This window comes from Pectobacterium aquaticum (genome assembly GCF_003382565.3).
Classification (GTDB): Bacteria; Pseudomonadota; Gammaproteobacteria; order Enterobacterales; family Enterobacteriaceae; genus Pectobacterium; species Pectobacterium aquaticum.
Map to the genome: position 1 here is coordinate 2792254 of NZ_CP086253.1, position 25221 is coordinate 2817474.

General features: G+C 47.2%; 22 protein-coding genes and 6 pseudogenes. 12 read left to right on the forward strand and 16 right to left on the reverse strand.

Features of this window, described 5'->3' with window-relative positions:
* The first annotated feature begins 224 nt into the window (after nucleotides 1–224).
* From DMB82_RS13060 to DMB82_RS13095, 8 genes and pseudogenes are all read left to right on the forward strand, one after another.
* The gene (locus tag DMB82_RS13060; RefSeq protein WP_116165016.1) at nucleotides 225–1985 is read left to right on the forward strand and encodes a DUF4209 domain-containing protein; all 1761 of its coding nucleotides are present in this window, start codon (nucleotides 225–227) and stop codon (nucleotides 1983–1985) included.
* A gap of 585 nt (nucleotides 1986–2570) precedes the next feature.
* Nucleotides 2571–3527, forward strand: a pseudogene (locus DMB82_RS13065) (tyrosine-type recombinase/integrase); the annotation flags it as partial.
* Between the two features lie 257 nt (nucleotides 3528–3784).
* Nucleotides 3785–4348: a hypothetical protein gene (locus DMB82_RS13070; RefSeq protein WP_116165014.1), complete on the forward strand. Its 564-nt coding sequence runs from the start codon at nucleotides 3785–3787 to the stop codon at nucleotides 4346–4348.
* Between the two features lie 108 nt (nucleotides 4349–4456).
* Nucleotides 4457–5419 (forward strand): DUF4917 family protein, encoded by a 963-nt coding sequence (locus DMB82_RS13075; RefSeq protein WP_116165012.1) that lies wholly within the window; start codon nucleotides 4457–4459, stop codon nucleotides 5417–5419.
* A gap of 225 nt (nucleotides 5420–5644) precedes the next feature.
* Nucleotides 5645–6772 (forward strand): ISAs1 family transposase, encoded by a 1128-nt coding sequence (locus DMB82_RS13080; protein WP_102119602.1) that lies wholly within the window; start codon nucleotides 5645–5647, stop codon nucleotides 6770–6772.
* Nucleotides 6773–6963: 191 nt separating this feature from the next.
* A pseudogene (locus DMB82_RS13085) lies at nucleotides 6964–7410 on the forward strand (helix-turn-helix domain-containing protein); the annotation flags it as partial.
* 62 nt (nucleotides 7411–7472) lie between these two features.
* Nucleotides 7473–8986 (forward strand): IS3 family transposase gene (locus DMB82_RS13090; protein WP_116156697.1). Its coding sequence is split into 2 segments (ribosomal slippage): nucleotides 7473–7926 and nucleotides 7926–8986, totalling 1515 coding nucleotides; the frame shifts between segments, so codons are not numbered across the junction.
* 36 nt (nucleotides 8987–9022) lie between these two features.
* Nucleotides 9023–9619, forward strand: a pseudogene (locus DMB82_RS13095) (IS630 family transposase); the annotation flags it as partial.
* A gap of 258 nt (nucleotides 9620–9877) precedes the next feature.
* Here the strand turns inward: DMB82_RS13095 and DMB82_RS13100 are convergent.
* On the reverse strand, nucleotides 9878–10399 hold the full coding sequence (locus DMB82_RS13100; protein ID WP_102118672.1) for a GNAT family N-acetyltransferase: 522 nt from the start codon (nucleotides 10397–10399) through the stop codon (nucleotides 9878–9880).
* Between the two features lie 594 nt (nucleotides 10400–10993).
* Between DMB82_RS13100 and DMB82_RS20795 the strand changes: the two are divergent.
* Nucleotides 10994–11146, forward strand: a pseudogene (locus DMB82_RS20795) (IS5 family transposase); the annotation flags it as partial.
* Here the strand turns inward: DMB82_RS20795 and DMB82_RS13105 are convergent.
* The 11 genes and pseudogenes from DMB82_RS13105 to DMB82_RS13155 all read right to left on the reverse strand — a co-directional run.
* Nucleotides 11118–11879: pseudogene (locus DMB82_RS13105) on the reverse strand (YbgA family protein); the annotation flags it as partial. The pseudogenes DMB82_RS20795 and DMB82_RS13105 overlap by 29 nt on opposite strands.
* 53 nt (nucleotides 11880–11932) lie before the next feature.
* Nucleotides 11933–12460: a DUF3833 domain-containing protein gene (locus tag DMB82_RS13110; RefSeq protein WP_014914878.1), complete on the reverse strand. Its 528-nt coding sequence runs from the start codon at nucleotides 12458–12460 to the stop codon at nucleotides 11933–11935.
* A complete protein-coding gene (locus DMB82_RS13115; protein ID WP_116164039.1) occupies nucleotides 12457–12984 on the reverse strand; it encodes a hypothetical protein in 528 nt (175 codons plus the stop codon). Before DMB82_RS13115 ends, DMB82_RS13110 begins: the two co-directional genes overlap by 4 nt.
* Nucleotides 12981–13466: a DUF2878 domain-containing protein gene (locus DMB82_RS13120; RefSeq protein ID WP_116164037.1), complete on the reverse strand. Its 486-nt coding sequence runs from the start codon at nucleotides 13464–13466 to the stop codon at nucleotides 12981–12983. Before DMB82_RS13120 ends, DMB82_RS13115 begins: the two co-directional genes overlap by 4 nt.
* Nucleotides 13463–14683, reverse strand: coding sequence for an SAM-dependent methyltransferase (locus DMB82_RS13125; protein WP_102118669.1), 1221 nt, complete (start codon nucleotides 14681–14683; stop codon nucleotides 13463–13465). Before DMB82_RS13125 ends, DMB82_RS13120 begins: the two co-directional genes overlap by 4 nt.
* The gene (locus DMB82_RS13130; RefSeq protein WP_116164035.1) at nucleotides 14680–15417 is read right to left on the reverse strand and encodes a DUF1365 domain-containing protein; all 738 of its coding nucleotides are present in this window, start codon (nucleotides 15415–15417) and stop codon (nucleotides 14680–14682) included. The genes DMB82_RS13125 and DMB82_RS13130 overlap by 4 nt, the downstream gene beginning before the upstream one ends.
* A 1-nt stretch (nucleotide 15418) precedes the next feature.
* Nucleotides 15419–16681, reverse strand: a complete 1263-nt coding sequence (locus DMB82_RS13135) for an NAD(P)/FAD-dependent oxidoreductase (protein ID WP_116156244.1) — start codon at nucleotides 16679–16681, stop codon at nucleotides 15419–15421.
* Nucleotides 16678–17397 carry an SDR family NAD(P)-dependent oxidoreductase gene (locus DMB82_RS13140; protein WP_116164033.1) on the reverse strand — a complete coding sequence of 240 codons (720 nt, stop codon included), beginning with the start codon at nucleotides 17395–17397 and terminating at the stop codon, nucleotides 16678–16680. Before DMB82_RS13140 ends, DMB82_RS13135 begins: the two co-directional genes overlap by 4 nt.
* A complete protein-coding gene (locus DMB82_RS13145; RefSeq protein WP_102118665.1) occupies nucleotides 17394–17828 on the reverse strand; it encodes a nuclear transport factor 2 family protein in 435 nt (144 codons plus the stop codon). The genes DMB82_RS13140 and DMB82_RS13145 overlap by 4 nt, the downstream gene beginning before the upstream one ends.
* A gap of 229 nt (nucleotides 17829–18057) precedes the next feature.
* Nucleotides 18058–18786: a MerR family transcriptional regulator gene (locus DMB82_RS13150; RefSeq protein WP_014914870.1), complete on the reverse strand. Its 729-nt coding sequence runs from the start codon at nucleotides 18784–18786 to the stop codon at nucleotides 18058–18060.
* 61 nt (nucleotides 18787–18847) lie between these two features.
* Nucleotides 18848–19078 (reverse strand): annotated as a pseudogene (locus DMB82_RS13155) (2-dehydropantoate 2-reductase N-terminal domain-containing protein); the annotation flags it as partial.
* Between the two features lie 106 nt (nucleotides 19079–19184).
* On the opposite strand from DMB82_RS13155, the gene DMB82_RS13160 reads away from it, so the two are divergent.
* Complete coding sequence (locus DMB82_RS13160) at nucleotides 19185–19520, forward strand: gamma-glutamylcyclotransferase family protein (protein ID WP_116164031.1); 336 nt, start codon at nucleotides 19185–19187, stop codon at nucleotides 19518–19520.
* A gap of 135 nt (nucleotides 19521–19655) precedes the next feature.
* On the opposite strand, the gene DMB82_RS13165 is transcribed toward DMB82_RS13160, so the two are convergent.
* Entirely contained in the window at nucleotides 19656–19901 is a 246-nt protein-coding gene (locus DMB82_RS13165) for a YmjA family protein (protein WP_102118663.1), read from the reverse strand.
* A gap of 330 nt (nucleotides 19902–20231) precedes the next feature.
* Between DMB82_RS13165 and DMB82_RS13170 the strand changes: the two genes are divergently transcribed.
* Together DMB82_RS13170 and DMB82_RS13175 are read left to right on the forward strand one after the other, a co-directional pair.
* Nucleotides 20232–21209 carry a DUF1852 domain-containing protein gene (locus DMB82_RS13170; RefSeq protein WP_116164029.1) on the forward strand — a complete coding sequence of 326 codons (978 nt, stop codon included), beginning with the start codon at nucleotides 20232–20234 and terminating at the stop codon, nucleotides 21207–21209.
* Between the two features lie 30 nt (nucleotides 21210–21239).
* Nucleotides 21240–22271 carry a methionine synthase gene (locus DMB82_RS13175; protein WP_102118661.1) on the forward strand — a complete coding sequence of 344 codons (1032 nt, stop codon included), beginning with the start codon at nucleotides 21240–21242 and terminating at the stop codon, nucleotides 22269–22271.
* A gap of 104 nt (nucleotides 22272–22375) precedes the next feature.
* On the opposite strand, the gene DMB82_RS13180 is transcribed toward DMB82_RS13175, so the two are convergent.
* The 3 genes from DMB82_RS13180 to DMB82_RS13190 all read right to left on the reverse strand — a co-directional run bounded on the left by DMB82_RS13180 (nucleotide 22376) and on the right by DMB82_RS13190 (nucleotide 25173).
* Nucleotides 22376–22915 carry a DUF2058 domain-containing protein gene (locus DMB82_RS13180; protein WP_102118660.1) on the reverse strand — a complete coding sequence of 180 codons (540 nt, stop codon included), beginning with the start codon at nucleotides 22913–22915 and terminating at the stop codon, nucleotides 22376–22378.
* A gap of 178 nt (nucleotides 22916–23093) precedes the next feature.
* The gene (locus DMB82_RS13185; RefSeq protein WP_116164027.1) at nucleotides 23094–23576 is read right to left on the reverse strand and encodes a cold-shock protein; all 483 of its coding nucleotides are present in this window, start codon (nucleotides 23574–23576) and stop codon (nucleotides 23094–23096) included.
* A 160-nt stretch (nucleotides 23577–23736) separates the two neighbouring features.
* Nucleotides 23737–25173, reverse strand: coding sequence for a glycoside hydrolase family 1 protein (locus DMB82_RS13190; RefSeq protein WP_116164025.1), 1437 nt, complete (start codon nucleotides 25171–25173; stop codon nucleotides 23737–23739).
* Nucleotides 25174–25221 lie beyond the last annotated feature (48 nt).

The window sequence follows — 25221 nt, forward strand, 5'->3', positions numbered from 1 at the left end:
TTTATCACGAAGAGAGAGGTTATATATCAGATCCTTCGCCTTCCCTTACATTGTTGTCGGAGCTATTAAGTGTCCTTAGGAAGAAAAACGACGCATTGACGATCGTTGATCCTGTGATGGTGTTTAATCCAGCTGAACCGCATAAACATCTTACGGCTTGTAATACCATCTTTGAGTTTGAAAGTTAGATTTTAAGATAAATTTTTCGCATAAGGATAGTACTCATGAACAATAATCATTCCATTTCAAATGCTATCGATAGATTCGATTACTCCATCATAAACATCAATCACAAATTAGACTTCACACCAATTAAGAAACTTGAATTTTATATTAAAGAGGTTGATGACAAAGCATTAATTATTATTGCTTCTACATTTAAAAAAACGTTCTCATTTTTAATTCATCACCACAGGATAAACATATATCCTGACAAAATATCTATGAAGGAAGATGAATGCATACTTTCTCAAGATGAAATAAACTTATTAAAAGAAACATTGTCATTCCTCCCAGGAAAAATTGTTAAAGCTTATATTTGTGATGTGCTTTATTTTTTCAGCAAAAACAATCAATTTTCATTGATGGCAATTGAATGTTATTTGTCACACAAATCGATAGTTGATAATGAAAGCGAAGAATCTTTGTTTTTTTACCGAATGGCGATGTTATTATGCAATATAAAAGGCGATAAATTTAGCACTCACAGGGAAAAAATAAAAAAAGATTTAATAAAGTTAACTAAAAACAAAAAAATATCATATCTTGAAGTGTATAGCATACTGTCCATAGATAAAAAGTTAGAACGTGAAACTAAGTTTATGTTTGCTGAGTTGATTTCAGATATTCCTATTAAATTAATTGAAAGAGAGATTAATATAATTCAAGAAAATAAAAAATTCTCGCCACTTTTATTAAGTATGCAGCAAAATGTAAACATTTATTCGGAACATGCTAGTCGTATTTATAAAGAAATTGAATGTTCAAATAACATCGTTTCTTTAAATGCCAAGATAGTAAAAAACATCTTATTTTTAATCGAGTCGATAGAGACACTTGAGAAAAGAGATATAACTGAAGGATTAAAGATTCAATTATGTTTTCTTGCTGAAAACTATAAAAACAATAGTTCCAGAAATGCTTTATCTGAGATTGGCTGTAACAGTCATAATGTTGAAATAATGATTAACAGAGTAAAAGCGAACGCAGTAATAAAAGGTGAAATGGTCACTATGCAGATTAATGATTATATTGAAGAAATTTCCGAAATGATTGAAAGGACAGACTCAGCCAGTGAAGCCCTCTCATTATTCGGTCAGTATAAATTTAAAGACATCCATCCGTTAGATTATATTAATGATAAAGAAAACTCGAACCAATCTTTTGAAAAATTTTTCAAAAAAATTACAATATCAGATGATGGGAGGACAATATCACACAATCAGGAAAACACTCAATATACAACATTATTTTATTCTGTATACGGTGCAATCTTCAATGCTTCGCTGAGAAAAATTGTTACAAAATTTTCTAACACCACGGAGACACTTAAAGTTTTGGTAGAGAAATCCAATATTTTACCTGAAAAAATGAAGCCTTTTTTATTTACTGGCCTCGAAAGATGGCTTAAAGAAGATATTACTTCCGCCATATTTATTCTCACTCCACAATATGAATCTTTTGTCAGGAATCATTTAAAAAAACGCTCTATCAGTACGGTTACCACTAATAAAGGCTGTCAAGATGAACTCTCATTACCAAACCTTATGAAAAAATCAGAAATTTCCAATATATTCATTAGAGAGTTTGTTTTTGAAATAGAACAATTACTTACTGATTCTTCGGGCACAAACCTCAGGCACAAAGTAGCACATGGTTTACTGACATCTGACGATTTAAAAAATAGTATTCTCGACTACATCTGTTGGCGATGGTTATCTGTGGTTACAGGAAGTTTCAATCCATTTCTTATCGATGGTAAATAAATATCTAAATTCAATACAACTCCATGCTATCGTATACTAATAGATCGATAGCATGGTTAATTTTGATACTTTATTAAAATCACGACAGTAAATGTAATCACTTTACGAAAATCAGTAATAACTTTTATCGAAAAACCTTTTTCTGTTGTGAAATTGATGCTGACCCTGCACTTCTCGATCGTATAGCTATCGTCGCTTTAGCACGATTAGGTGAAGCCTTATCTATACGACATGAAAACATGAGCGGAGGATAGCAAAAGCATGGAAGACTAGCGTCATCATTCCACTCAAATAGGCTGCTGGACAAGGCGTAATTTCTTAATAATTTCACTCAAATTTTTCACTTTTGATAAAGGTGGTCATTCTGGTGGTCTTGACAAGGAGAGTTTTCAGGTTTAGCTTACATATTAGCCAGTTACTGGCAAAGGCGATCCCAGTCAGAGGAGCCAAATTTAAAGAAAGCAGACGTTCACTGACGTCTGCTTTTTTGCTTTTTATCAATTGGTTATCCCCTTCTTTAGGTTCACCCTCGTTCACCAAAAAACACTCGAAGCCATACCCTTTTGCTGGTAAAAATACTGGTAAAGCTGGTTTGCCACCAAAACCACATGGTCGGAAGATTATCAGCGTTCTGTTTGGACACGTATTGAAACCTATCTGTTTCCTGACATCGGTAACAAGGACATTGCTGAACTGGATACAGGCGATCTGCTGGTTCCCATCAAAAAGATAGAAAAGCTGGGCTATCTGGAAATCGCTATGCGGGTGAAACAGTACGCCACTGCCATTATGCGCTATGCCGTCCAGCAAAAGATGATCCGTTTCAATCCGGCCTATGATTTGGAAGGCGCGGTTCAGAAGCCTCAGACGGAACACTGCCCCGCTATCGAACTGGAAGAGATACCTACTCTGCTGGAGCGTATGGAAGCCTATAAAGGCCGTAGCAGACTGACGCTACTTGCGATAAAACTCAATCTGCTGATTTTTGTGCGTTCCAGCGAACTCCGCTTTGCCCGATGGTCAGAGATCGATTTCAAAAGCGCTTTGTGGGTTATCCCTGAACAACGTGAAGCCATAAAAGGGATCAAGCATTCAGGCCGTGGTGCAAAAATGCGCAGAAAGGATTATGTTCCTCTATGCGATCAAGCACTGGCAATTTTGAAAGAACTAAAAGACCTCACCTATGATGTTAACGGTGATGACGGCTTTATCCTGACGGGCTGTTATGATGCGATGAAGCCAATGAGTGAAAACACCATCAACAAAGCACTACGCAAAATGGGCTATGACACAAAAACCGATTTGTGTGGTCATGGTTTCCGAACGCTGGCGTGTAGTGCGTTGATTGAATCGGGTATCTGGCCTGAAGACGTGGTTGAACTTCAGATGAGCCACATGGAAAAGAACAACGTTCGCGCTGCCTACACTCACAAGGCCAAACACCTTGAGCAACGCCGCCTGATGCTGCAATGGTGGGCTGATTTTCTGGATGCTAACAGCAACGAGATGGTTAGGCCGTTTGAGTTTGGGCAGAAGAGATAAATTGATCAAGCTCACGGATAGCGCATAAAGATGTGCTAATGTAATCGCTAAATAGCTTCGCACATTGATGCTTCACTTCTCATCGTGCGAGGCCAACACTGACGGGAGGCCGCACACTTCCAAGTGTAGTGCTATTACACGAAGCTATTTAGTAATGCAGGGGTATCATTCAAATCGAACTTAGAATTTTCACCGTTCTGAGCATAATCAGATCGACTATGTGCGAAATGTAAACGTTATTTTCGTTAGAGGTAAAAATGGGTCTTCACGTTCACAATTTGGGAAATTTACCTAACACTGTAGATGGAAGGGACTACTTCATTTACGTTTTAGATTATGGGTGGAAAGAACCATTAACTGACACTCTGATTGCCAATTTTACAAATATGGCAAGAAAGGCATCTGAATCAAGATCAATGGTAATCTCAGGAATTGAACCTGTACATTTTGCGAATGAGGTTTTTTCTTGGCATTCGATTAATGGTGAAGATGGTGAATCTGTTTTGCCAGCCGTAATGATTTCAACTTTGACTCCGTCATACTTTCGTGAACACAACAATGAAAGCCGTAAAGCAGATGAAATTGATGATCAATTGATGCTGATACCATTAAAAGCGGTTTGTGAGACAACAGACGATGTAATAAGACTAATAAATTCCATTTTTAACGACATTAAACTAAAAAAAGAGCTAACTGGATTTGATGTTGTGAAAACTCTCAAAAAAGGTAATGGAAATAGATTTGCAGATGCATTAATTCTTGAGCCAAATTTTAGTGGTATAGGTGTTAATCTTAAAAAATTATTCAATTGGGGAGGGTAACGGTTACCGTACCGCTGAAAAAGCAAGTCAGACCTAAGTAAGGCAATGCACCATAGAAGCCATCAAATTATAGCATGATTTTAGTTTTTTCTGAAAAATGGAAATTTTATGATCGACGATTGGGATAATATTAAGAAGTGGAATTGGGATAATTTGTTATTAGGTAATGGCTTTAGTATAGGTGTTAGCCCTAACTTTCGGTATGATTCGTTGCTGAGTGTTATAGATGACAAAAAAGTGGGAATGTATCCTCATGCCCGTAAATTATTTTCTGAAGATAAAATTGGAACAACTAATTTTGAAGAGGTTTTAAAAGTCATTTATCATGCTTATTTGGTTAATTTCTGGAATGTTGATGCAATAAAATCATTGTATTTTAATGTTAGAAAATCTCTTATAGAAGCTGTTCGCATTGCCCATGTTGATTATAATAACGTAGACGTAATAAAAATTGAAAAAGCATTATCTAATTATAGGAAAATATTTACAACTAATTATGATCTAATTCCTTACTGGTCAATAATGAACAGTAATTTCTCAGGATATTGTGATTACTTTTGGGGTGATGGATGCACATTCGACCCTAAAAATACAGATCTATGGGGATGTGCAACACCTATTTTTTATTTACATGGTGCGATTCATTTGCGGACTGAACCAAATGGAATAATTAAAAAAGTCAGAGCAACAGGTGAAACGTCAATTAAAGAAATCATTGATGAAACTGACTTAAACAGCATACCACTATTCATTTCCGAAGGAAAGTCCGAAATAAAACTAAGAAGAATTCGTGAAAATGATTACTTGAACTTTTGTTACAATCAATTTATTAACTTGAGTGGGAATTTACTAGTATTTGGTCATGGGCTAGATACAGAATATGACGAACATATTTTACAAGCTATAAAATCAAGTTCCATTAGCAAATTAGCCATAAGTGTTTTTTCTGGAATGAGAGAGGAAAATAAAACTGTTTTCATTAGTCATATTAAGGAGTTTTTTTCTGACTCTACTTTTGAAATAATCTTCTTTGAATCAAAAACACACCCTTTATCGATGAGTCATGTATAGATCTTAAAAACAACAACATTTTTAATTTACAAATATGAGTAATCACAAGGGGTTACCGAGATATTTCAATATAATTAAAAGATATTGCCGTGGGTTAAAAAAAGATAACGGAATTGGTCAATCACAAAAGCAGGGCAAGATCATGAACGTTTTTTGCACAATTCGACGTCAACATTGACCTGACGAGTCGACTATGATCTTATGCTCCTCTTTTGAGGAGTGACCATGAATTTAGATACCATCAAAGCGCATTTCAGTATCATCCGCGATGAACGACAAAGCGCAAAAGTGGATTACCCACTGTTTGATATTTTGTTTGCTTCAATCTGCGCAGTGATAGCGGGAGGCCAGGGCTGGACTGACATTCGTGAGTACGTTCTCGGCCATCATGACTGGTTCCTTAAACAGGGCTTATTTGAAAAAGGTGTGCCCGTTGATGATACCTTTGCTCGCCTAATTTCAAATATTGAGCCCGCTGAATTCCGCGATTGTTTTCTCGCCTGGATGAAAGCCGTGCACAAGTTAACCTGTGGTGAAGTCGTCGCTATTGATGGCAAGACTTTGCGCGGCTCTTATGACAGAGACGACAGGCAAAGCACCATCCATATGGTAAGTGCCTATGCCAGCGCCAACCAACTCGTATTGGGCCAGCTTAAAACTGATGCTAAAAGCAATGAAATCACCGCGATACCCGCGCTGATTCAGATGTTGGACTTGCGAGGTGCCATCGTGACAATTGATGCGATGGCCTGTCAGACCAAGATTGCCAAGGCGATTACGAGCAAAGGTGGCGACTACTTATTGGCAGTTAAGGGCAATCAAGGCAAGTTAGCGGCAGCGATACAGGCCGCTTTTACCCCACATCGGCGCGCGCCAATTGACAGGGGCATATCTCAAGTTGAGAAGCAGAAAAGCCGAGTGGAGGCACGCACTTACCATGTACTGGATGCCAGTGATATGGTTGGGGATTTCTCTGCCTGGCTCGGGCTAACCAGCATAGTCATGGTCGAAAGTTACCGCGCAGCAAAAGGCAAAGCGCCAGAGTTGGAGTACCGCTACTACATCAGTTCAGCCAAACTAACCCCAGAGCAGGCCGGAGATGCGATACGGGCCCATTGGGGTATCGAGTCCATGCATTGGATTTTAGATGTCAGTATGCGAGAGGATGCTTGCCAGATTTACCGAGAAAACGCCGCAGAAAACTTGGCAGGGTTAAGGCACATGGCGCTGAACATGCTCAGAGCCGAGCCAACGAAGATTAGCGTACCGATGAAACAAAAACGCTGCATGATGAAACCCGTGTTCTTGGAGCAAGTTCTTATGGCTGGATTAACGTCAATGGTTAAATGTTGATCACTCATGCGGACGCCCTGATCACAAAAGCCTATAAGATATAGCCAAGTTCAGATTTAAAACAACCAAATCAATAACATTATTTATTCTAAATAGTTTCTCAGAATAATAGATCACTGGAAGGGAACTCAGTCCGAGTTGAGCGATCTGATCAATCGCCAAACATCACAAACCACCAACCGGACTGAGTCATGCCGATCATAGCAGCAATTCCTGATGAAGAACGACGACTGATGCGTAAAGAAGCCCAGCAAACCCATGATAAAAACCATGCCAGACGGATTATTGCCATGTTGATGCTACATCGGGGTATGACCGTCACCGAGGTTGCCAACACGCTCTGTGCCGCTCGCTCATCCGTCGGAAGATGGATAAATTGGTTTACTTTACATGGCATTGAAGGACTAAAAAGCCTAAAGCCCGGACGCGCCCCACGCTGGCCGGTTGCCGATATCCTTCAGGCTCTGCCGCTGCTGGTGCAACGCTCTCCGAAAGATTTCGGCTGGCTGCGTTCGCGCTGGAGTACGGAGTTACTGGCCTGCATCGTTAACCGGCTTTTCGGTGTGACGCTTCATCGCTCCACGTTGCACCGCTATCTGAAACAGGCAGGCATGGTCTGGCGCAGAGCTGCACCGACCCCTCAGTGTCAGCATAGTTGTCACCCTCTATGAAAAAGAAACCGAGGGTGATGGAATGACAAATGAAACGTGTTTACCCTGAACGAAAAGCCAGCATACTGGCAAAACTGCTACCCCCCTACAATATGACCGTTGCTGCTGTTGCACAGATGGAAGGAATATCCGAAGCTACCCTTTATAACTGGCGTAATCAGGCCAAATCAGAGGGAAAACCCGTGCCCGGTGCAGAGAAAACAACAGACCAGTGGTCACCAGAAGCGCGCTTTGCCGTGATAGTCGAAACGGCCACGCTCAGTGAGGCCGAAGTAGCAGAATATTGCCGTAAAAAAGGACTTTATCCGGAGCAACTTGTTCAGTGGAAACAGGGGTTTATGCAAACTGAAAATCCCGGTGATAAAGCAGCCTTAAAGCAAAGTCAGAAAGAAAACAAACAGCTAAAGAAAGAGCTTCTCCGTAAAGAAAAAGCCCTTGCGGAGGCGGCTGCCATACTGGTACTGCGAAAAAAGCTCACGGACTACTACGGGGAAACCGACGAGGACGACTGACGCCGGAAGATGAACGGAAACAGTTCATCATCTGGATCAATGAAGCGGTAGCATCGGGCGCACGGCTGATGATTGCCTGTCGTGAAGTCAATCTGAGTCTGCGGACCTTGCGTCGCTGGCAGCGTTCTTCCCGTGACCGGCGACCCGATGCGATAAGGCCGGTACCGCTTAACCAACTGAGTGCTGAGGAAGAAAGCAGGATAAGGGATGTCTGCCATGAACCGGAATATGCCAGCCTTCCACCGTCCCAAATTGTGCCACGGTTGGCTGATAAAGGTCTTTATCTTGCCAGTGAGTCAACGTTTTATCGGATACTACGGCGGTCAGGTGAAGTGCATCGCAGGGGGCGTCAGATACGGCAACAAAAGGTATCAGTTCCGACAACATTCACGGCAACCGGGCCTTGCCAGGTGTGGTCCTGGGACATCACCTGGTTACCTTCGGTAGTGCGCGGTCGCTGGTTTTATCTGTATATGATAATCGACCTGTACAGCCGGAAAATCACGGGTTACGAAGTGCATGAAACGGAAAGTGGCGAACAGGCAGCAGCGTTAATGCAACGCAGTGTGATGCGTGAGGGATGCTGGCGTCAGCCACTGGTACTGCACGCAGATAATGGGGCAGCGATGAAATCACAGACCCTGCAGATGAAACTGCATGAGCTAAATATCACGCCGTCTCATAGCAGACCCCGTGTCAGTAATGATAACGCATATTCAGAGTCGTTGTTCAGGACACTGAAATATGTTCCACAGTGGCCGTCGTCGGGGTTCAGAACGCTGATTGAAGCTCGTCAGTGGGTGGATAAATTTACCCGCTGGTACAACGAAGAGCATCGTCACAGCGGGATACGATATGTGACGCCGGGACAGCGTCACCGTGGCGAAGATAATGTCCTGCTGAAGCAGCGTGATGACCTGTACCGGACGGCACAGAAAGCGCACCCGGAGCGCTGGTCAGGCAAAACGAGAAACTGGCAGTCGGAAGGTCCGGTAACACTGAATCCGGAGCGGGAAACACAGGCCGCTTAACTTAACCAGGGGTGACAACTACCTTGACACTTACCGCCGACGCTAAAAATCAAAGACCCTCACTATAAGGAAAAGCAGCTTGTCATCGAGCAGGCACTGGCTCAGGAGCAGACGGAACATCCAGTGTTTTATCAGGATGAAGTCGATATCGACCTGAACCCGAAAATCGGTGCGGACTGGATGCTCAAAGGGCAACAGAAACGCATCGTCACGCCGTGACAGAATCAGAAGCATTATCTGGCCGGCGCGCTGCATGCGGGAACGGGGCGCGTCAATTATGTCAGCGGCAGTAGCAAGAGTTCTGATTTATTTATCAACCTGTTAGAGACATTACGGCGGACATATCGGCGAGCGAAAACCATTACGCTGGTCGTTGATAATTACATCATTCATAAAAGCCACAAGGTGAAAAAGTGGCTGGGAAAAAATACGAAGTTCCGGTTGTTGTTCCTGCCGACGTATTCACCGTGGCTGAATCCGATAGAGCGGCTGTGGTTGTCGTTACATGAAACCATAACGAGAAATCATCAGTGCCGTTATATGTGGCAGTTACTTGAACGAGTAAATCAGTTTATGAATGTCGCCTCACCGTTTCCCGGCAATCAACATGGGCTGGCTAAAGTGGAGCGGTAATATGAGAAGCTATTTAGCACCATCAAGACGGCTTCATCTTTAAATGCCTGCGGATAACTCTTATGTGATTTTTTTAAACTCATATAGACCTCTTAATTTATTGACCATACTGTCTCAAAATTAAGTGTCCGATGGGATTAGACCAGAACACGGTTTCATACCATTCTACTTTTCACGTTTTAGTTTATTTAACTTAACCGCTCACATGTGATAGACTACGTGGGGTAAGCGCTTAATTTATTAAAAAATAAATATATCTCACGCGCCTGGTAAATCCGTATCGCCATTACCCAATATTTTTTGCATGATAACAGTATCAACCCAACGTCCGTGTTTAAAACCAACAGACTTTAAGGTTCCTGTCAGTTCAAAACCAAGAGAACGATGTAAAGAAATAGAACCACGGTTTTCACTATTACCAATCACAGCAACTAACTGACGAAATCCAGACGCTTCTGCTTGGTTGATAGCTACAGTAAGCAATGCTTTCCCGATACCCTTCCCCTGTTGTTCAGGATCGATATAGATAGAATCTTCGAGTGTGAAACGATAGGCTGGACGTGGTCGGTATGGCGCAAGATAACAATAGCCAACAACAATACCATCGACTAACGCAACAAGCCACGGCGTTCCAGCATCTTGAACTTTAGTAATCCGCTCTTTCATCTCTTCAATGGTAGGAGGGATCGTTTCAAACGTAGCGATACCATTCACAACGTGCCACGCATAGATTTTTTGAATATCAGGAATATGTTCAGGGCTGACTGGGATGATCTGCATAACAGAACCTCTGATTTAATAAAACTAGAAAAGAATATCATAGGTATCTATGATTAATACTTCTCAAGCAAAGAATTTTTATTATGCATATTGCAATAATGCATGCTTGGAAAAGTAAAATACTATTTTCTTATGCGTAGGAACTTCTATGGTAGCTCAATTCGTATGGTTAGATTTTTTCACTCCCCCTCAAGATCGATATTTTTACCAAAGTCCTTAATCAACCCATTATTTATATATACCTTATATTTAGGAGTTCTTTTAATTCATAAAAATATTGTGTTGTACACAGATCTAGGCACCTTCGGAAGTGAAACGATAGATCGGCATGGTCAATTAAGCATCAGGGTATGACCAAACAAGATGAGAATTGATAAGAGTAGGTTATATTATCAAACCCATTGATATCAAAAAGTTTTCAAGTAATCCATCACAATCTGCTGTATGTCTTCACAAGACATTTCGCAAAATCTTACCGTTGCTACTGTGTCGCCCATTATAAATAACTGTGAATATATCCAGTTCGAGTGTGGATTATCCTGATTACAGATATGTCATGAATGGCATATTTTGGGTGCTTTGCTCTGGCGCCCCCCTGGCGGGATTTACCTGAGCGGCAGGCAGGCCCACGAAAGCTGGTATGCGGAAACGTTGCTTAACTGGGTCGGGATTATCCGAAGAAGTGGGCATCTGAAATCGCGTCCGAAAGCGGTACTGGCGGATAAGGGTCGAAGTAATGTTGAGTTAGCAGATAGCGGTCAGGGTATTCGGCCAGATAGTGCTTCAGCAGCGTAAGTGGAGCGAGGATGGGCAACAGTCCATCGCGATAGTGCAGGATCACCTCGCGCAGTTCACCACGCTGGCGGAGGGTCAACTGATTACGGAAATAACCCTGAATATGCATTAGCACATTGGTGTGATTTTTCCGCGAAGCGGGTTTCTTCAGGATTGTCATCAGTTTTTCGCGATAGGCCACAAAGAAATCATCTAGGTCTTCCCATTCATGCAGCGACGCGACAAAGGGCCCGATCTCACGGTAGCCCGCCTGGTGGTGTGCCAGCAGTTGAAGTTTATAGCGGCTGTGGAAGTCCAGCAACGCGCGCCGCGTGAGGCCGTTGGCACGCAGAGTGTTCAGCTCATGCAGGGCGAAAACACGCTCGACAAAGTTCTCCCGCAGCACCGGATCGTGCAGGCGACCATCTTCTTCAACCGGTAACCACGGGTATTTCTCCAGTAATGAAGCGGTAAAAAGACCAACTCCCTCTTTACGCCCGCGATTGCCTTTTTCATCATACAGCCGCACGCGCTCCATGCCGCAGCTCGGCGATTTGGCACAAGCGATAAAACCCGACAGTTGTCCCAAACGTGAGAGGTAAGTCTCGGCGAAGTCGGCCATTTTCTCCGTTACATCATCGTGTGGGGCATGGCTGAAGCGCATGCGTATGTCGCCTTCAGCCGTCTGTACCAGACGCAGAGCCGGTTAAACATCCGCTGATCCCAATGACGGGTTGAATAGTCATGGCACTCCCCTCTTTACTGCGTATTTCGGGTGAAGAAAAGCGTGACCGTCCCGACGGTGATCCCGAATTTCTTCATCTCTGTTTTATTAAAAAGATGCGTGCCATCCTGTAGGTACATCCAGTCGTCAAAGTGTAACAGCCAGGTACGGCCGTCAGCTTTAACGTTCATACTGTAACGCCAGTTAAAAGCATTACCCGCAGCCTGACCTGTCGCCACACCTTCAATATCGCCCGCGGTACCCTCGTAGCGATCGGCAGCGATGCGCCGGATATGCCACACGCGCTGCTGTTGCTCACCATCGTCATAGACGAAATGCTCGTTGAGCGTCAGCGTGTCGCCGATGACGTTACCGGTGATATCGACGTGGAAGCGGCGCAGCTGTTTACCGCTGCGATCCTGCACCATGCCCCACGCTTCGGTTTTCCCCTGAAAATACTGGAAGATATCTAGCGACGGCTGTTGGTGTCGGTAGTCAGTAACCTCTGTGCTGCAGCCTGTCAGCATTACCAGCATCAGGCACAGTGTCAGAATACGTTTCATTTTTTACCTCCAATCAACTGCTGACGCAGTTCGGGATATTGCGTGCGAGGATCGAGCCAGATGGCCAGAAAACATGTACTGAAGGTTGCAGGCTGGCTCGGACCGAGCGGGGCAAAACTTTTTTGTGACGCCGAGGCGCGGTACCAGAATTGCCCTTGCTTACCGTTAAACACAAAGGCCAGCTGCGCCCCCGGAGTGACGTCAGACCAGAGGGAATGCAGCATACGCAGCCAGGATTCGCTCTGTGGTTCGCGCGCCAGAATGCCCTGCGCCTGCCACTGATCGCGAGTGGCATCAACCAGCTCGTCACGATCGATATTGCGTTTGTAGGTAATAATCAACGCCTGCTCCTGCTCCGGACCGTTATACCGGCCGTCGGGCGTGAGCAGTTGGGAGGTATAGACGGTGAACGGCCCCCAGGTTAGGGTTGCATCACCCACTTTGCGCCAGCTTAACCAGTCGGCGGAATGGGCGACGGGCGTGATGGCCGTCAGCCACAGCAACATCAATAACGCGGTTCTCATTGTCGCTTCCCCATCAAAATGTGGAAAAACAGCATCAGAATCAGCCAGCCCGACGCCATCCAACTGGCGACGATAATGTCAGGCTTCAGGAAGGTCATCGCGCCCAGACGATCACCGATGATGTACGCCACTGGCCCGCCACAGGTCGCCAGCAGCGTCAGTAGCCACGCTGGCAGCGTTGTCGTGCGGGTCAGTTCAGTCCAGACGGTAGCGAACATCAACCACAGCGCCACCATCCACAGCGGCAGCAGCACGTCGCCGTCAAAGTCGATCAGCCCCGTCCACACCCAGAACGCATCAAGACCGCTCCCCGCCGCGGCGAGCAGGAGAGCGTAAAGACGGTGTGCAGGCGACAGCATCAGGCAGGCCAGTATCGCGAGAGCAAGCCACAAAAACAGGCCACGTTCACGAAACAACACCACCAGCGTCCAGTAGAGATCGAACGCTATTGCCATCAGAAAGACCTGCACATTGCGCTTCATACGCGCTCCGCGGTCAGTTGCACCGCACTGATAGTACGTGCGTTAAACCCGGCTTCGCAGTAACCAAAGTAGTAGAGCCACATACGACGAAATCGGTCATCAAAACCGAGCTTTTCAATATCCTGCCAGGCGTGTACAAACCGCTGCCGCCACTGTGCCAGCGTGCGAGCGTAGTCAGGCCCCATGTCGAACAGATTGCGGACGACAAAATCGGTGTGTCGCGTCATCAGCTCACTCATCACCGTAATGCTTGGCAAAAAACCGCCAGGGAAGATGTAGCGCTGGATAAAATCGACGCTTTTGCTGTAGTCACGGTAACGCTGATCCTGAATGGTGATGGCCTGAATCACCATTTTTCCTCCCGGGCGCAAACGTGCCTGACAGGTGCGGAAGAAGGCTGGCAGGTAGCGTTGCCCTACCGCTTCTATCATCTCGACCGACACCAGCTTATCGAACTCGCCGGTCAGATCGCGGTAGTCACACAGCAGGACCTGCACCCGATCCTGCAACCCCGCGCGGGCAATCCGCGCTTTCGCCCAGTGGTACTGCTCCTGCGACAGCGTGGTAGTGGTGACGCGGCAGCCGTAATGACGAGCGGCGAACTCCGCCATCGCCCCCCAGCCAGTGCCGATTTCCAGCAGGTGATCGCTGGCCGTCAGCATCAGCTGTTCACATAGGCGGGCCATCTTTGCCCGCTGGGCTAGGGTAAGATCCTGCTCGTCGGCGGTGAACAGCGCACTGGAGTAGAGCAGTTCTTCATCGAGAAAATGGGCGTAGAACTCATTGCCTAGGTCGTAATGGGCAGCGATGTTTTCCCGCGCCTGCTGCCGATGGTTGCGCCGCGTCCAGTGGCGAAGCCGCTCAACGTGTCTGCCGAGCAGACGAAAGCCGCTTTCCATCTGCTCTAGCACCTTGCTGTTGAACGCAAGAATCTGCAACAGCGGGGTGAGCTGATTCGTCTCCCACTCGCCGTCTATCCAGGCTTCAGCAGCGCCGAGGCTACCGCCAGTCAGCAAACGCCAGTACGCGCCAGGGACAAGGATCTGCACGTCGGCACGCAGTGTGGCGTCAGCATCGCCAAAATGGAAAGTCTGCGCCCCTTCACGTACCGTGATCGCGCCCTCGCGGATACCACTTAGCAAACGAAAGAGCAGCCAGCGCGCGATACGAGCGTTGCGCGGGATGTCGGGTTCAAGCGCAAAGACGGGATCGGTCATGAGCGTTCACTCCTGCTGACGGGATGGTTGTACAGCGGCACACGCTTAAGCCATAGCCGCAGCGCCTGCCAATAAATAGCGAACACAGTTTTCAGCGTCATCAACGGTATACGCAGCAGAAGTGACGTCAGGTTTGCGCGCGTCAGTGGTTCACGGCGCAGCACCAACGTGGCATCGAATACTTTGGATTCCTGATGATTTTCGATATGCATATGCAGCGTTTTACCGGGGCTGTTGAAACGCCAGTGGTAAACCATGTCCATCGGGTTAAAGGGGGAGACGTGGAACGCCTTTTCCAGCGGGCGGGTCTCCTGACTATCGACCGCATGACCATCGACCGCATAGTAATGGCGCTCGTTCCACGGGGTATTGCGCACCTCCGCCAGTATCCAGCGCAGGATGCCCATGTGGTCATAGCAGTAGTAAAAATTGACCGGATTAAAGTGGAACCCGAAATAGCGTAACTGGGTCAGAAGCATAACCCGGCCATCAGGTCGCTCGCCGGTCAGGCTTTCAAGCCGGTCAAGGGCGTTCTCTTTGAGCGGTGTACCGAGCGGATAGTCCGCATCGTGGAAAGCGGCAGCGGCAAATCGGTTACGGCGGATGCCTGCCGATGGCAGCATGTCGAGTTCATCCAGATCGAGCCAAGCCATAAACATGCTGTAGCGAAAATGGTGCACTTTCGGCTGGAGCCGCCGATGGCGTAAAACCCCCTGATACAGGCAACTGTTCATTTCAGTTCCCCTCTCCTGCGGCGGCGATCCCCTTCACCACATCGAGTGCGCTACGTACGCCATCTTCATGAAAACCGTTGTACCAGTACGCCCCACAATACCAGCTCCGCTGAAAGCCGTTAATCTCACCGCGCCGCGCCTGTGCGCGCCAGCTTTTGGGGTTGAACAGCGGGTGTTCATAAACAAAACGCTTCCAGACATAGCGCTCATCAATCGGTGTTTCTGGGTTCAGGGTAACGCAGAACAGGGGGCTACCCTCTGGCAACCCTTGTAAAATATTCATGTTATAGGTGACACAGGCACTATCCTGTTCACGCTCACTCAGGCGATAGTTCCAACTGGCCCAGGCGCGCTGGCGCACCGGCAACCAGCGTGGGTCGCTGTGTAACACCACCTCGTTACGCTGCCAGCCGATATCCCCCAGCACCTCACGCTCGGCCGGCGTCGGCTCGTCAAGCATCGCCAATGCCTGCGCGGAGTGGCAAGCGAAAATCACCTGATCGAACGTATAGCTCGATTCCTCAAGTTGGATCTGAACGCCTCCGTCGTGGCGCATCACCTTCTGCACCGGCGCGTTAAGATGAAGGGTCAGGCGATCGCCCAGTTGTGCCAGCATAGCGCGAATGTATTCCCGCGAACCGCCGGGTACCACGTACCACTGCGGACGATGAGCGATATCCAGCAGACCGTGGTGCTCAAAGAAACGCAAAAACAGCGGTAGCGGGAAGCGGCGCATCTCCTGAAGCGACGACGACCAGATAGCGGCCCCCATCGGCAAGATGTAATGACGGGCGAAAAAACCGCTGAAATGGTGCCGTTCGAGGAAAGTCTGTAGCGTAGCGCTCTCGTCCACCTCACCCGCCAACGCTTCTTTTGCCAATCGATTAAAACGTACGATCGATTTCAGCAGCCCCCAGAATGTAGGATTGACAAGATTACGGCGCTGGGCAAACAGCGAAGCGACAGTATGACCGTTATACTCCAGACCGTTCTCTGGGTTATGCACGGAGAAGCTCATTTGCGTTTTTTGCCCACGGATGCCCAACTCGCTGAGCAGGCCCATAAAACGCGGATAGGTGCGGTCGTTATAGACAATAAACCCCGTATCGATGGCATACGCCCCCTGCGGAGTGGTGACATCAACCGTAGCGGTATGTCCACCTAACGTGGGTTCGGCCTCGAAAAGCGTAACCTGATGGTGTCCGGCCAGCCGCCAGGCACAAGTCAACCCGGCGATACCGCTGCCGATAATAGCAATGTTCATGAACGCACCATCCTGCGCAGCAACGCGCGTTGAAGAAAATTTGGCAGCCCTGCCAGCAGGCGCAAAATCAGGCTGAAACCTGCCGGGAATGCGATGTGACCTTTCCCTTTAGCCAGACCACGACGGATAGCCTCCACAGCGCTATCTACGCTCACCTGACCGGGCATGGAAAAATCATTTTGGCGGGTCAGTGGCGTGTCAACAAAGCCCGGCGAGACGACCGTGACGGCAATCCCTTTTGGCTCCCAATCCAGACGCAGGCTATTGGCAAACCAGGTCAGCGCCGCTTTCGATGCACCATAAGCCTCTGCCCGTGGGAAGTGCAGCCAGTGTGCCATGGAGCTGACCAGCACCACGCGGTTTCCCGAAACCAACTGCCCCTGTAGCGCGGCCAGACAGTTTACCGGCCCCAGAACATTGGTGGTCATCACCCGTTCCACCAGCGCGGCATCCACAACGCCATGATCCAGATATTCACAGGTTCCCGCACAGAGAATGACCAAATCGGCAGCGCAGTTGGACAGCGCCTGACGGCAGGCCTCAGGATCGGTCATATCGAACGACCTAACCGTAATGTTTGGGCTGTATTGGTGTAACGCCTCCAGCCGGTCTGGATCTCGCCCGCAAGCGATGACGCGGTAGCCGTCATCGGCCCAGGATTTTGCGAGCCCCTCGCCTATGCCAGAGCTTGCACCCGTGATGAGGACCGTTTTCATGAACGCACCCTCCTTTTCACACCGCGCACCGCCCAGCCCAGTAACGGAAGGTGTTCGTAGATCATCTCTCCGGCGTCGTAATAATCGCGCTGACGAATAATCAGATCGTCCTGAATATCCACGATTGAGCATCCCTGCAGGGTAAGTGCGTCTCCCCCAGCAACTCGCGGGTGGGCCCAGTGCATGGTCCAGGTTACGGCAAAACGATGGCCGCTGCTGAGGGAAGGGTCAATGGAAAAGTGGCACTGCTCAACATTAGCCAGCAGATGGGTGAAGTAACGCTGGATCGCAACCAGCCCCTCATGTTCACCAAACGGGTCGATAAGCGAAGCATCCGGATGATAAATCGCGGCCAGCGCCGATGGCTGCTGGGTATCCAGCTTAGCGTAGTAATCCACAAATCGGTTGATGACGGATGACAATGTGTTCATGAGTCTCACCTGGGCTTTGAACAACGTGGCGTAATCGCACAATTAAAATCTACACAATTATTTTTATTTGTCCAAGTTTTAACGGGGTTATTTTTTATTTCATAATAATTTCAATAGATTACTTATATCTATTTTACAGATGAAACTTTTTATTCTTAGACGGCGTCACCCGCCCGCCACCTTTGCAGGTGGCAGCGAAGTGAAAGATTGCGAGATGAAAAAAGCGGAATTACAGAGGAATGACGTCTAAGGAAGCGACGTGCTGTTGCCAAAGGTCAATCTGTTTTTTGCGAGCCGCGGTGAGTTTACCGGTGGTGACCAGCAGCCATTTTCGCTCCGGGAAAATCTCTGGTGCCAGAGTGGCTGGCGGTACGGGAAGGACGTCAATGCGAAGCCCCTGACCGGTGCGCATGAGCGCTTCGAGCCAAATTTCGCACGGATCGCTCAGATGCCAACCGGTAATCAGATAGTTATCACCTGGCGCTCTTTTATCCCCTTCAAGGCAAAACGACGTGTAGGAGATGATGATGCCGTCGAGGATTTCGCGCAGGGTCATCATCGCCGGAATATTGGCCGAGACTTTGCTGCGCAGCGGACGCAATACTTCACGGACCAGTTCCGTACGCGGATACTCGCGGCCTGCGTCGTAAATCAGCTGGCGCAGGGATTCGATTTTTCCCTCTTTCAACCGCTGCAACATGCTTTCCTGCAGGGCAAGCCAATTATTTGTTCGACGCGTGCCTGGGCGAGCCAGCAGCGGTTTCACCTGGCTGACCGGAACCCCTTTTTTCACCCAGTCGAGAATTTTTAACGCCTGCTGGACATCGTCATCGCTGTACAACCGGTGGCCACCGTCTGTGCGCATCGGTTTGAGCAGGCCGTAACGACGCTGCCAAGCACGGAGCGTCGTCGCATTTATCCCACAAAGCCGGGAAAATTCACCGATGGAGTAAGACATGTACTCAGCCTGATAGTAAACAATGCTCTCAATATACTACGAATAGCGTCAGGTTGAATGACGTCGTTGTCACCGCGACAAACACCAGATCGAATGGATGGCTGATAGTCACCGGATTGCTCAATACCGGTCCTGGCACCACAATTCCACCATCATCGTGACGCAGAACTCATTGCGGATGCGCAGTACGTCCGCAAAGGACTGGCGTACGGTTAACGTCATGCAGTACAGCAGCAATGGTAGTACCTATTGCCCCCGGCCCCAGATGCGGAAAACACAATTCACCCCGCACCCGCTCATCAGCGGTGAAGATCCTGTTGCGAACCGCGTTATTAACCCCTAACGTGAGCATTATTCTTCACCCTTTGGGTATTCATTGTTTTGATTGACGAGGGAAAATGGAACGCTTGTTTGTCTACGGGACGCTGCGCCCAGGCCACGAAAATGCCTATATTCTGGAAAACATCGGTGGAGACTGGCTGCCGGGTTACGTGACAGGCACGTTTTATGAGCGTGGCTGGGGCGCTGCCGCAGATTTTCCGGGGATCGTGCTGGATGATCACGGGTCGCGCATCAACGGTTATCTATTTTTATCTGATAATCTCGAAGCGCACTGGCCAATGTTGGATGAATTTGAAGACGGCTACGATCGCGTTGAGGTTGTGGTTACTACAGCGGAAGACCAGCAGGTTACGGCATGGGTTTATCAGTTACAGCCACAGACACGCCAGTAGCGTTTAGGGTATATAAATCAAATACGCCCATCGCCCTGCCACAGCCAAATTGAAAAATCCCGCTTATGGCAACCTAAGCGGGACGCGAACATCACAACCTCAATGTTGCTTGTTTCCAAACACCCTAAACAACCGTTATTCATTGCCCCATTGATTCAGGAATGTCGCGATTTCATCAATACGAAACTCGTCAATACCGGCTTCACTGGCCATCTCTTTCTGCGCCTCTTCACTGATCTCTTCGTTATTCATTAAGCGGGTAATCAGCAGTTGGAAATAGCGCGCCAGAGCGTCACGTTCTGACTCGCTCACCGGCTTTTCAGATTCCGTCGCATACTCATCCGTGATGTCATAAAATTTAAGTGGTATTTCATTGCTCATACGTCGTCCCCAAGGGTTAAGGTCTATATCTATTGATATTAGCACCTTACCATAAATCATGCAGTTAATGACATCTAACCACATGAATCTAAAACATAAAACAGGTTATTTAATACCGACTACAACCACACCGACTCGAACCATACACCAAGTCATGAAGATGGCTCATGTCTATTGAAATTAAATCACTTTTACTCACTCGATGAGTCTGGCATAAATTGTGCAATACTATAAACAAGATGAAACCTGCAAAATTATAAAACCTGAAAACCTTGGCAAAGCAAGCAATAATTTCAGGTTTTATATCAAGAATTAGGATGCGAGATCGCAATGAATAAGAATTTTACCTTTACGATTAAGAACACGTGTTTCGATGAAAATTATAACCCCTCCGAAAACACGCGTATTACGACCAACTTTGCGAACTTGGCGAGAGGAAAAAATCGCCAGGAGAACTTGCGCAACGCCTTAACGATGATTGACAATCGCTTCAATTCCCTAGCAAGTTGGGATAACCCCAAAGGGGATCGCTATTCTGTCGAACTTGATATCATTTCCGTTGAGGTTGATATAGAAGGCAATGGCGATAGCTTCCCCGTCATTGAAATACTGAAAACCAATATTGTCGATAAAAAAACTAACGAGCGCATTGAAGGTATTGTAGGAAATAACTTCTCCTCCTACGTGCGAGATTATGATTTTAGCGTATTGCTGGCAGATCATAATAAGAATCACCCCGGATTTAGCACCCCCGATAACTTTGGCGATCTGCATGGCAATATCTTTAAATGCTTCGTAAATTCAGATTGTTACAAAGATAGCTTTAGTAAATCGCCAGTTATCTGCCTGAGTGTTTCAAGTAAAAACACCTACCATCGGACTGGCAATCAGCACCCTGTGTTAGGCGTCGAATACCAGCAAGATGAATATTCATTGACCGATCAATACTTCCATAAAATGGGATTGCAAGCTCGCTATTTTATGCCGCAAAATAGCGTCGCGCCTTTAGCTTTCTATTTTTCTGGTGACTTACTGAGTGATTACACGAATCTTGAGCTGATCAGCACCATCGCCACGATGGAGACTTTTCAAAAGATTTACCGACCTGAGATTTACAATGCCAATTCTCCGGCAGGCCAATGCTATCAGCCAAGCCTGAATCATCAGGATCATTCATTCACTCAAATTGTTTACGATAGAGAAGAACGTAGCCTGTTGGCTATCGAGCAGGGAAAGTTTACTGAGAAAAACTTCATCAAACCATACCACGCTATTCTTGAGCAATGGTCTGCTAATTACGTTCTTTGATTAACCAAACACACAAGGTCACCGATTATTATGAAAATATTGTTACCCACCTCCACGGCTGGCAGCTTACCGAAACCTTCTTGGCTGGCGCAGCCTGAGACACTGTGGTCCCCTTGGAAATTACAAGGTGAAGAATTGATTGAGGGCAAACAAGATGCGCTACGTTTGAGCCTAGCAGATCAACTACAGGCAGGGATTGATATTGTTAGCGATGGTGAGCAAACGCGACAACATTTTGTCACGACCTTTATTGAGCACCTCAGCGGTGTTGATTTTGAGAAACGTGAGATCGTCAAAATTCGTAATCGCTATGACGCGAGTGTGCCGACAGTCATTGGTGCCGTGGTTCGCCAAAAGCCCGTTTTTGTTGAAGATGCCAAGTTTTTACGTCAGCAAACCACGCAACCCATTAAATGGGCACTGCCTGGCCCAATGACGATGATCGATACGCTCTATGATAGCCACTATAAGAGCCGCGAAAAACTCGCCTGGGAATTCGCCAAAATTCTCAATCAAGAAGCCAAAGAATTAGAGGCTGCGGGTGTCGATATTATCCAATTTGATGAGCCCGCATTTAATGTTTTCTTTGATGAGGTGAATGATTGGGGCATTGCCGCATTAGAAAGAGCCGTTGAAGGGCTTAAATGTGAAACTGCGGTACATATTTGCTATGGCTATGGCATCAAAGCCAATACCGATTGGAAAAAGACGCTGGGCTCCGAGTGGCGGCAATATGAAGAAATTTTTCCTAAGCTGCAAAAATCGGCGATTGATATCATTTCACTGGAATGTCAGAACTCTCGGGTTCCAATGGATCTTATTGAACTCATTCGCGGTAAAAAAGTGATGGTAGGTGCCATTGACGTGGCAACTAATACCATTGAGACACCCGAGGAAGTCGCCGATACGTTACGAAAAGCACTGCAGTTTGTGGATGCCGACAAGCTCTATCCGTCGACCAACTGTGGCATGACTCCTTTATCTCGTCGCGTCGCAAGAGGCAAGCTCAATGCGTTAAGTGCGGGTGCGGAAATCGTCCGCAAAGAACTCTTGGCTAAATAACATCGCCAAATAGTCAATCACTTGAGGCGAGTTCAGCGATACATCAGCCTTAATGAAAAGCCCATAAGGGCTTTTCATCTATATACGCATCGGCAAAACGTTAATTACCACATCAAATCATCAGGCACTTTAAAATCAGCATATGGATCGTCTTCATCCTGCTCTTCCTGACTCAGCGCACTATTTAATACAATACTGTTCGCATCTCGCTGCGCAATTTTATCGGCTACGCTTGCAGGGATAATAACGTATTGATTCTCAACGCTGCTATCAACCACCAAACGAGCAATGGCGAGACGACCGCTAATCAGCTGAGCTTGAGTTAGCTTATCCACCGTTATTTTCTTAATTAAATTATTATCGGTGAAGTTAAAATCAATGTCGCCTTTTGAAATAGTGATTCTATTCATTTCAATAAGTTGCTTCACCTGCGCTTTATACTCTTTAGATAAAGCCGCTTGTTTTTGTTGTTCACTTAGCTGTTTATCACGCTCAAGCTGCGCTTTTTTATTTTCTTCCACAGCTTCTCTTGCTTCACGAGCCTGAACGCGTGATTTCTTCGCCGTTCTTTGGACTTTGGCCATTTTTTTGCTGGTCACTAATCCCGCTTTTAGCATCTGCTCTTGTAAGGTGAGCTTTGTCATCTTCGTTCCTAAACCCGTTGAATAATATGTGGGATTATACCTGTAATTTTTGAGGCTGCACCAGGTTGCAGGGGCCGATCGCGGTGTGGAGTGAGTTTGGAGGGGCTAGCAGAAACAATGCCGAAATTCTGCTAATGAGTAGCGCAGAGATTTCGGCACAGGATCAGTCCGAATGATGTCAGACCTTGAGCAGTTTCGCCGTGGCATCGATGTCTATCTCATCTTCCGAGAAGATTAACGTCGTTCCCTGGAAGGTGGTGATCGCCAGTTTTTTCAGCGAGCGCATTTCACCCGGCTTAGCGGTTGATTTCGGCCTGATGCTACCCATCAGTGCCCCCACAGACAGCACCGTATTTTCTTTATCAATGCGGATATCGACAGGCACTTCTTCACTGTAAACCAGATAAGATTTTATCGATGTGAGCTTAATGCGCTCACCTGCGATATAGATGTATTTGCTTTCTGGTAGGACTTTCACAGCATACGCTGACAGCCCCTTGTTATTCGTGGTGGGCTCGAAAGTGACCGCCGCATCTTTCTTAATCAGATCGGGGTTGGCGACCTTAATCACATGAAAATAACGGTTCTCACCGTTTTCATCTTTGATAAATCCAAAGCCCTTATCTTTAAACCAGGTTGTGATCGTTCCGTTCATCGCCATTACCGCCTACTTAATCGTTTATCTACTCAGTTTTTGCAGCGCGCAGTGTAAAGCACAATGCCTGCGCAGACTACGTCTTTGGGTTAAGTATTGATGATAAATTTCTGGTATGCGAAGGAACATTCCCGATGCCGATTCCCCAGCATCGGGAAAGATCCATTTAGCTGATATCACCACCGTTAGTAGCAATCACTTTCTGATACCAGTGGAACGATTTCTTCTTATAGCGATTTCCGCTGCCGGAGATCGTGTCATCCAGTTCGACGTAGATGAAGCCGTAGCGTTTGCTCATCTCGCCGGTAGACATGCTGACCAGATCGATGCAACCCCACGGGGTATATCCCATCAGTTCGACGCCGTCGGCAATCGCGTCTGCCATTGCTTCGATGTGCTGACGCAGATAGTTGATGCGATAGTCATCGGCAATGTAATGATCTGCATCCGGCTTATCCACCGCACCCAGACCGTTTTCGACGATAAACAGCGGTTTTTCGTAGCGGTCATACAGTTGGTTGAGCGCAATTCGCAGCCCCACCGGATCGATTTCCCAGCCCCATTCGCTGGCTTCCAGGAACGGATTGCGCGCCCCGCCCAGCAGGTTACCGTGGGCCGCCGCCGCATCCGGGTCAGTTTTATAGGTGGTGGAAGACATGTAGTAGCTGAAGCCGATATAGTCGACGGTGTGCTGTTTAATCAGCTCCAGATCCCCCGGCTGAATATCCAGTGTGACGCCCAGCGACTGCCACAGACTTTTCGCGTAGTAGGGATATTTCCCGCCCGCCTGCACGTCCGCGCAGTAAAAGTTAAATGACTGCGTCTCTTTCAGCGCCGCCAACTGATTGATGGGGTTGCAGTCATAGGCGTAGTTAGTGGCAAACAGAATCATGCAGCCAATCTGGATCTGCGGATGGGTCTCATGCGCAATTTTCACCGCCAGACTACTGGCGACAAACTGGTTATGCCACGCCTGGAACTTCGCCTGTGGCTCCAACGCGCCGGTTTGTACCGTCAGCCCCTGACTCATGATCGGGAAGTGGGCCGCGCTGTTGATCTCGTTAAAGGTCATCCAGTACTTCACTTTGTGGCCGAAGCGCTCAAGCACCGTGCGGGCAAAACGCTCGAAGTGGCCGATTAACTCACGGTTTTTCCAGCCGTCAAAAACGGTGGCAAGGTGCAGCGGCATCTCATAGTGAGAGATCGTAATTACGGGCTCAATGCCGTGAGCGATGCAGGTATCAATCACCTGTTCGTAATGACTCAACCCCGCTTCGTTGGGCTGTTGCTCAACGCCGTTCGGGTAGATACGCGTCCAGGCAATGGAAAAGCGATAGCATTTGAAGCCCATCTCGGCAAACAGCGCAATATCTTCACGGAAGCGATGGTAGTGATCGATGCCTTTATGGTTAGGATAGGTGTAACGCTGCTCATCCAGCGCGAAGTCAAACGCGTCGGAAGCCACGATGCTTAAACGCGCTTTACCGCCGGGAATGGCATCCACAATCGACAGCCCTTTGCCGTCGATATTGTAGGCCCCTTCGACCTGATTCGCTGCGGTTGCCCCGCCCCACATAAAGCCGTGCGGAAATTTTTCGCTCATGGCACTTATCCTTTATCAATGCTGATTATTTATCGATGATGATTCTTT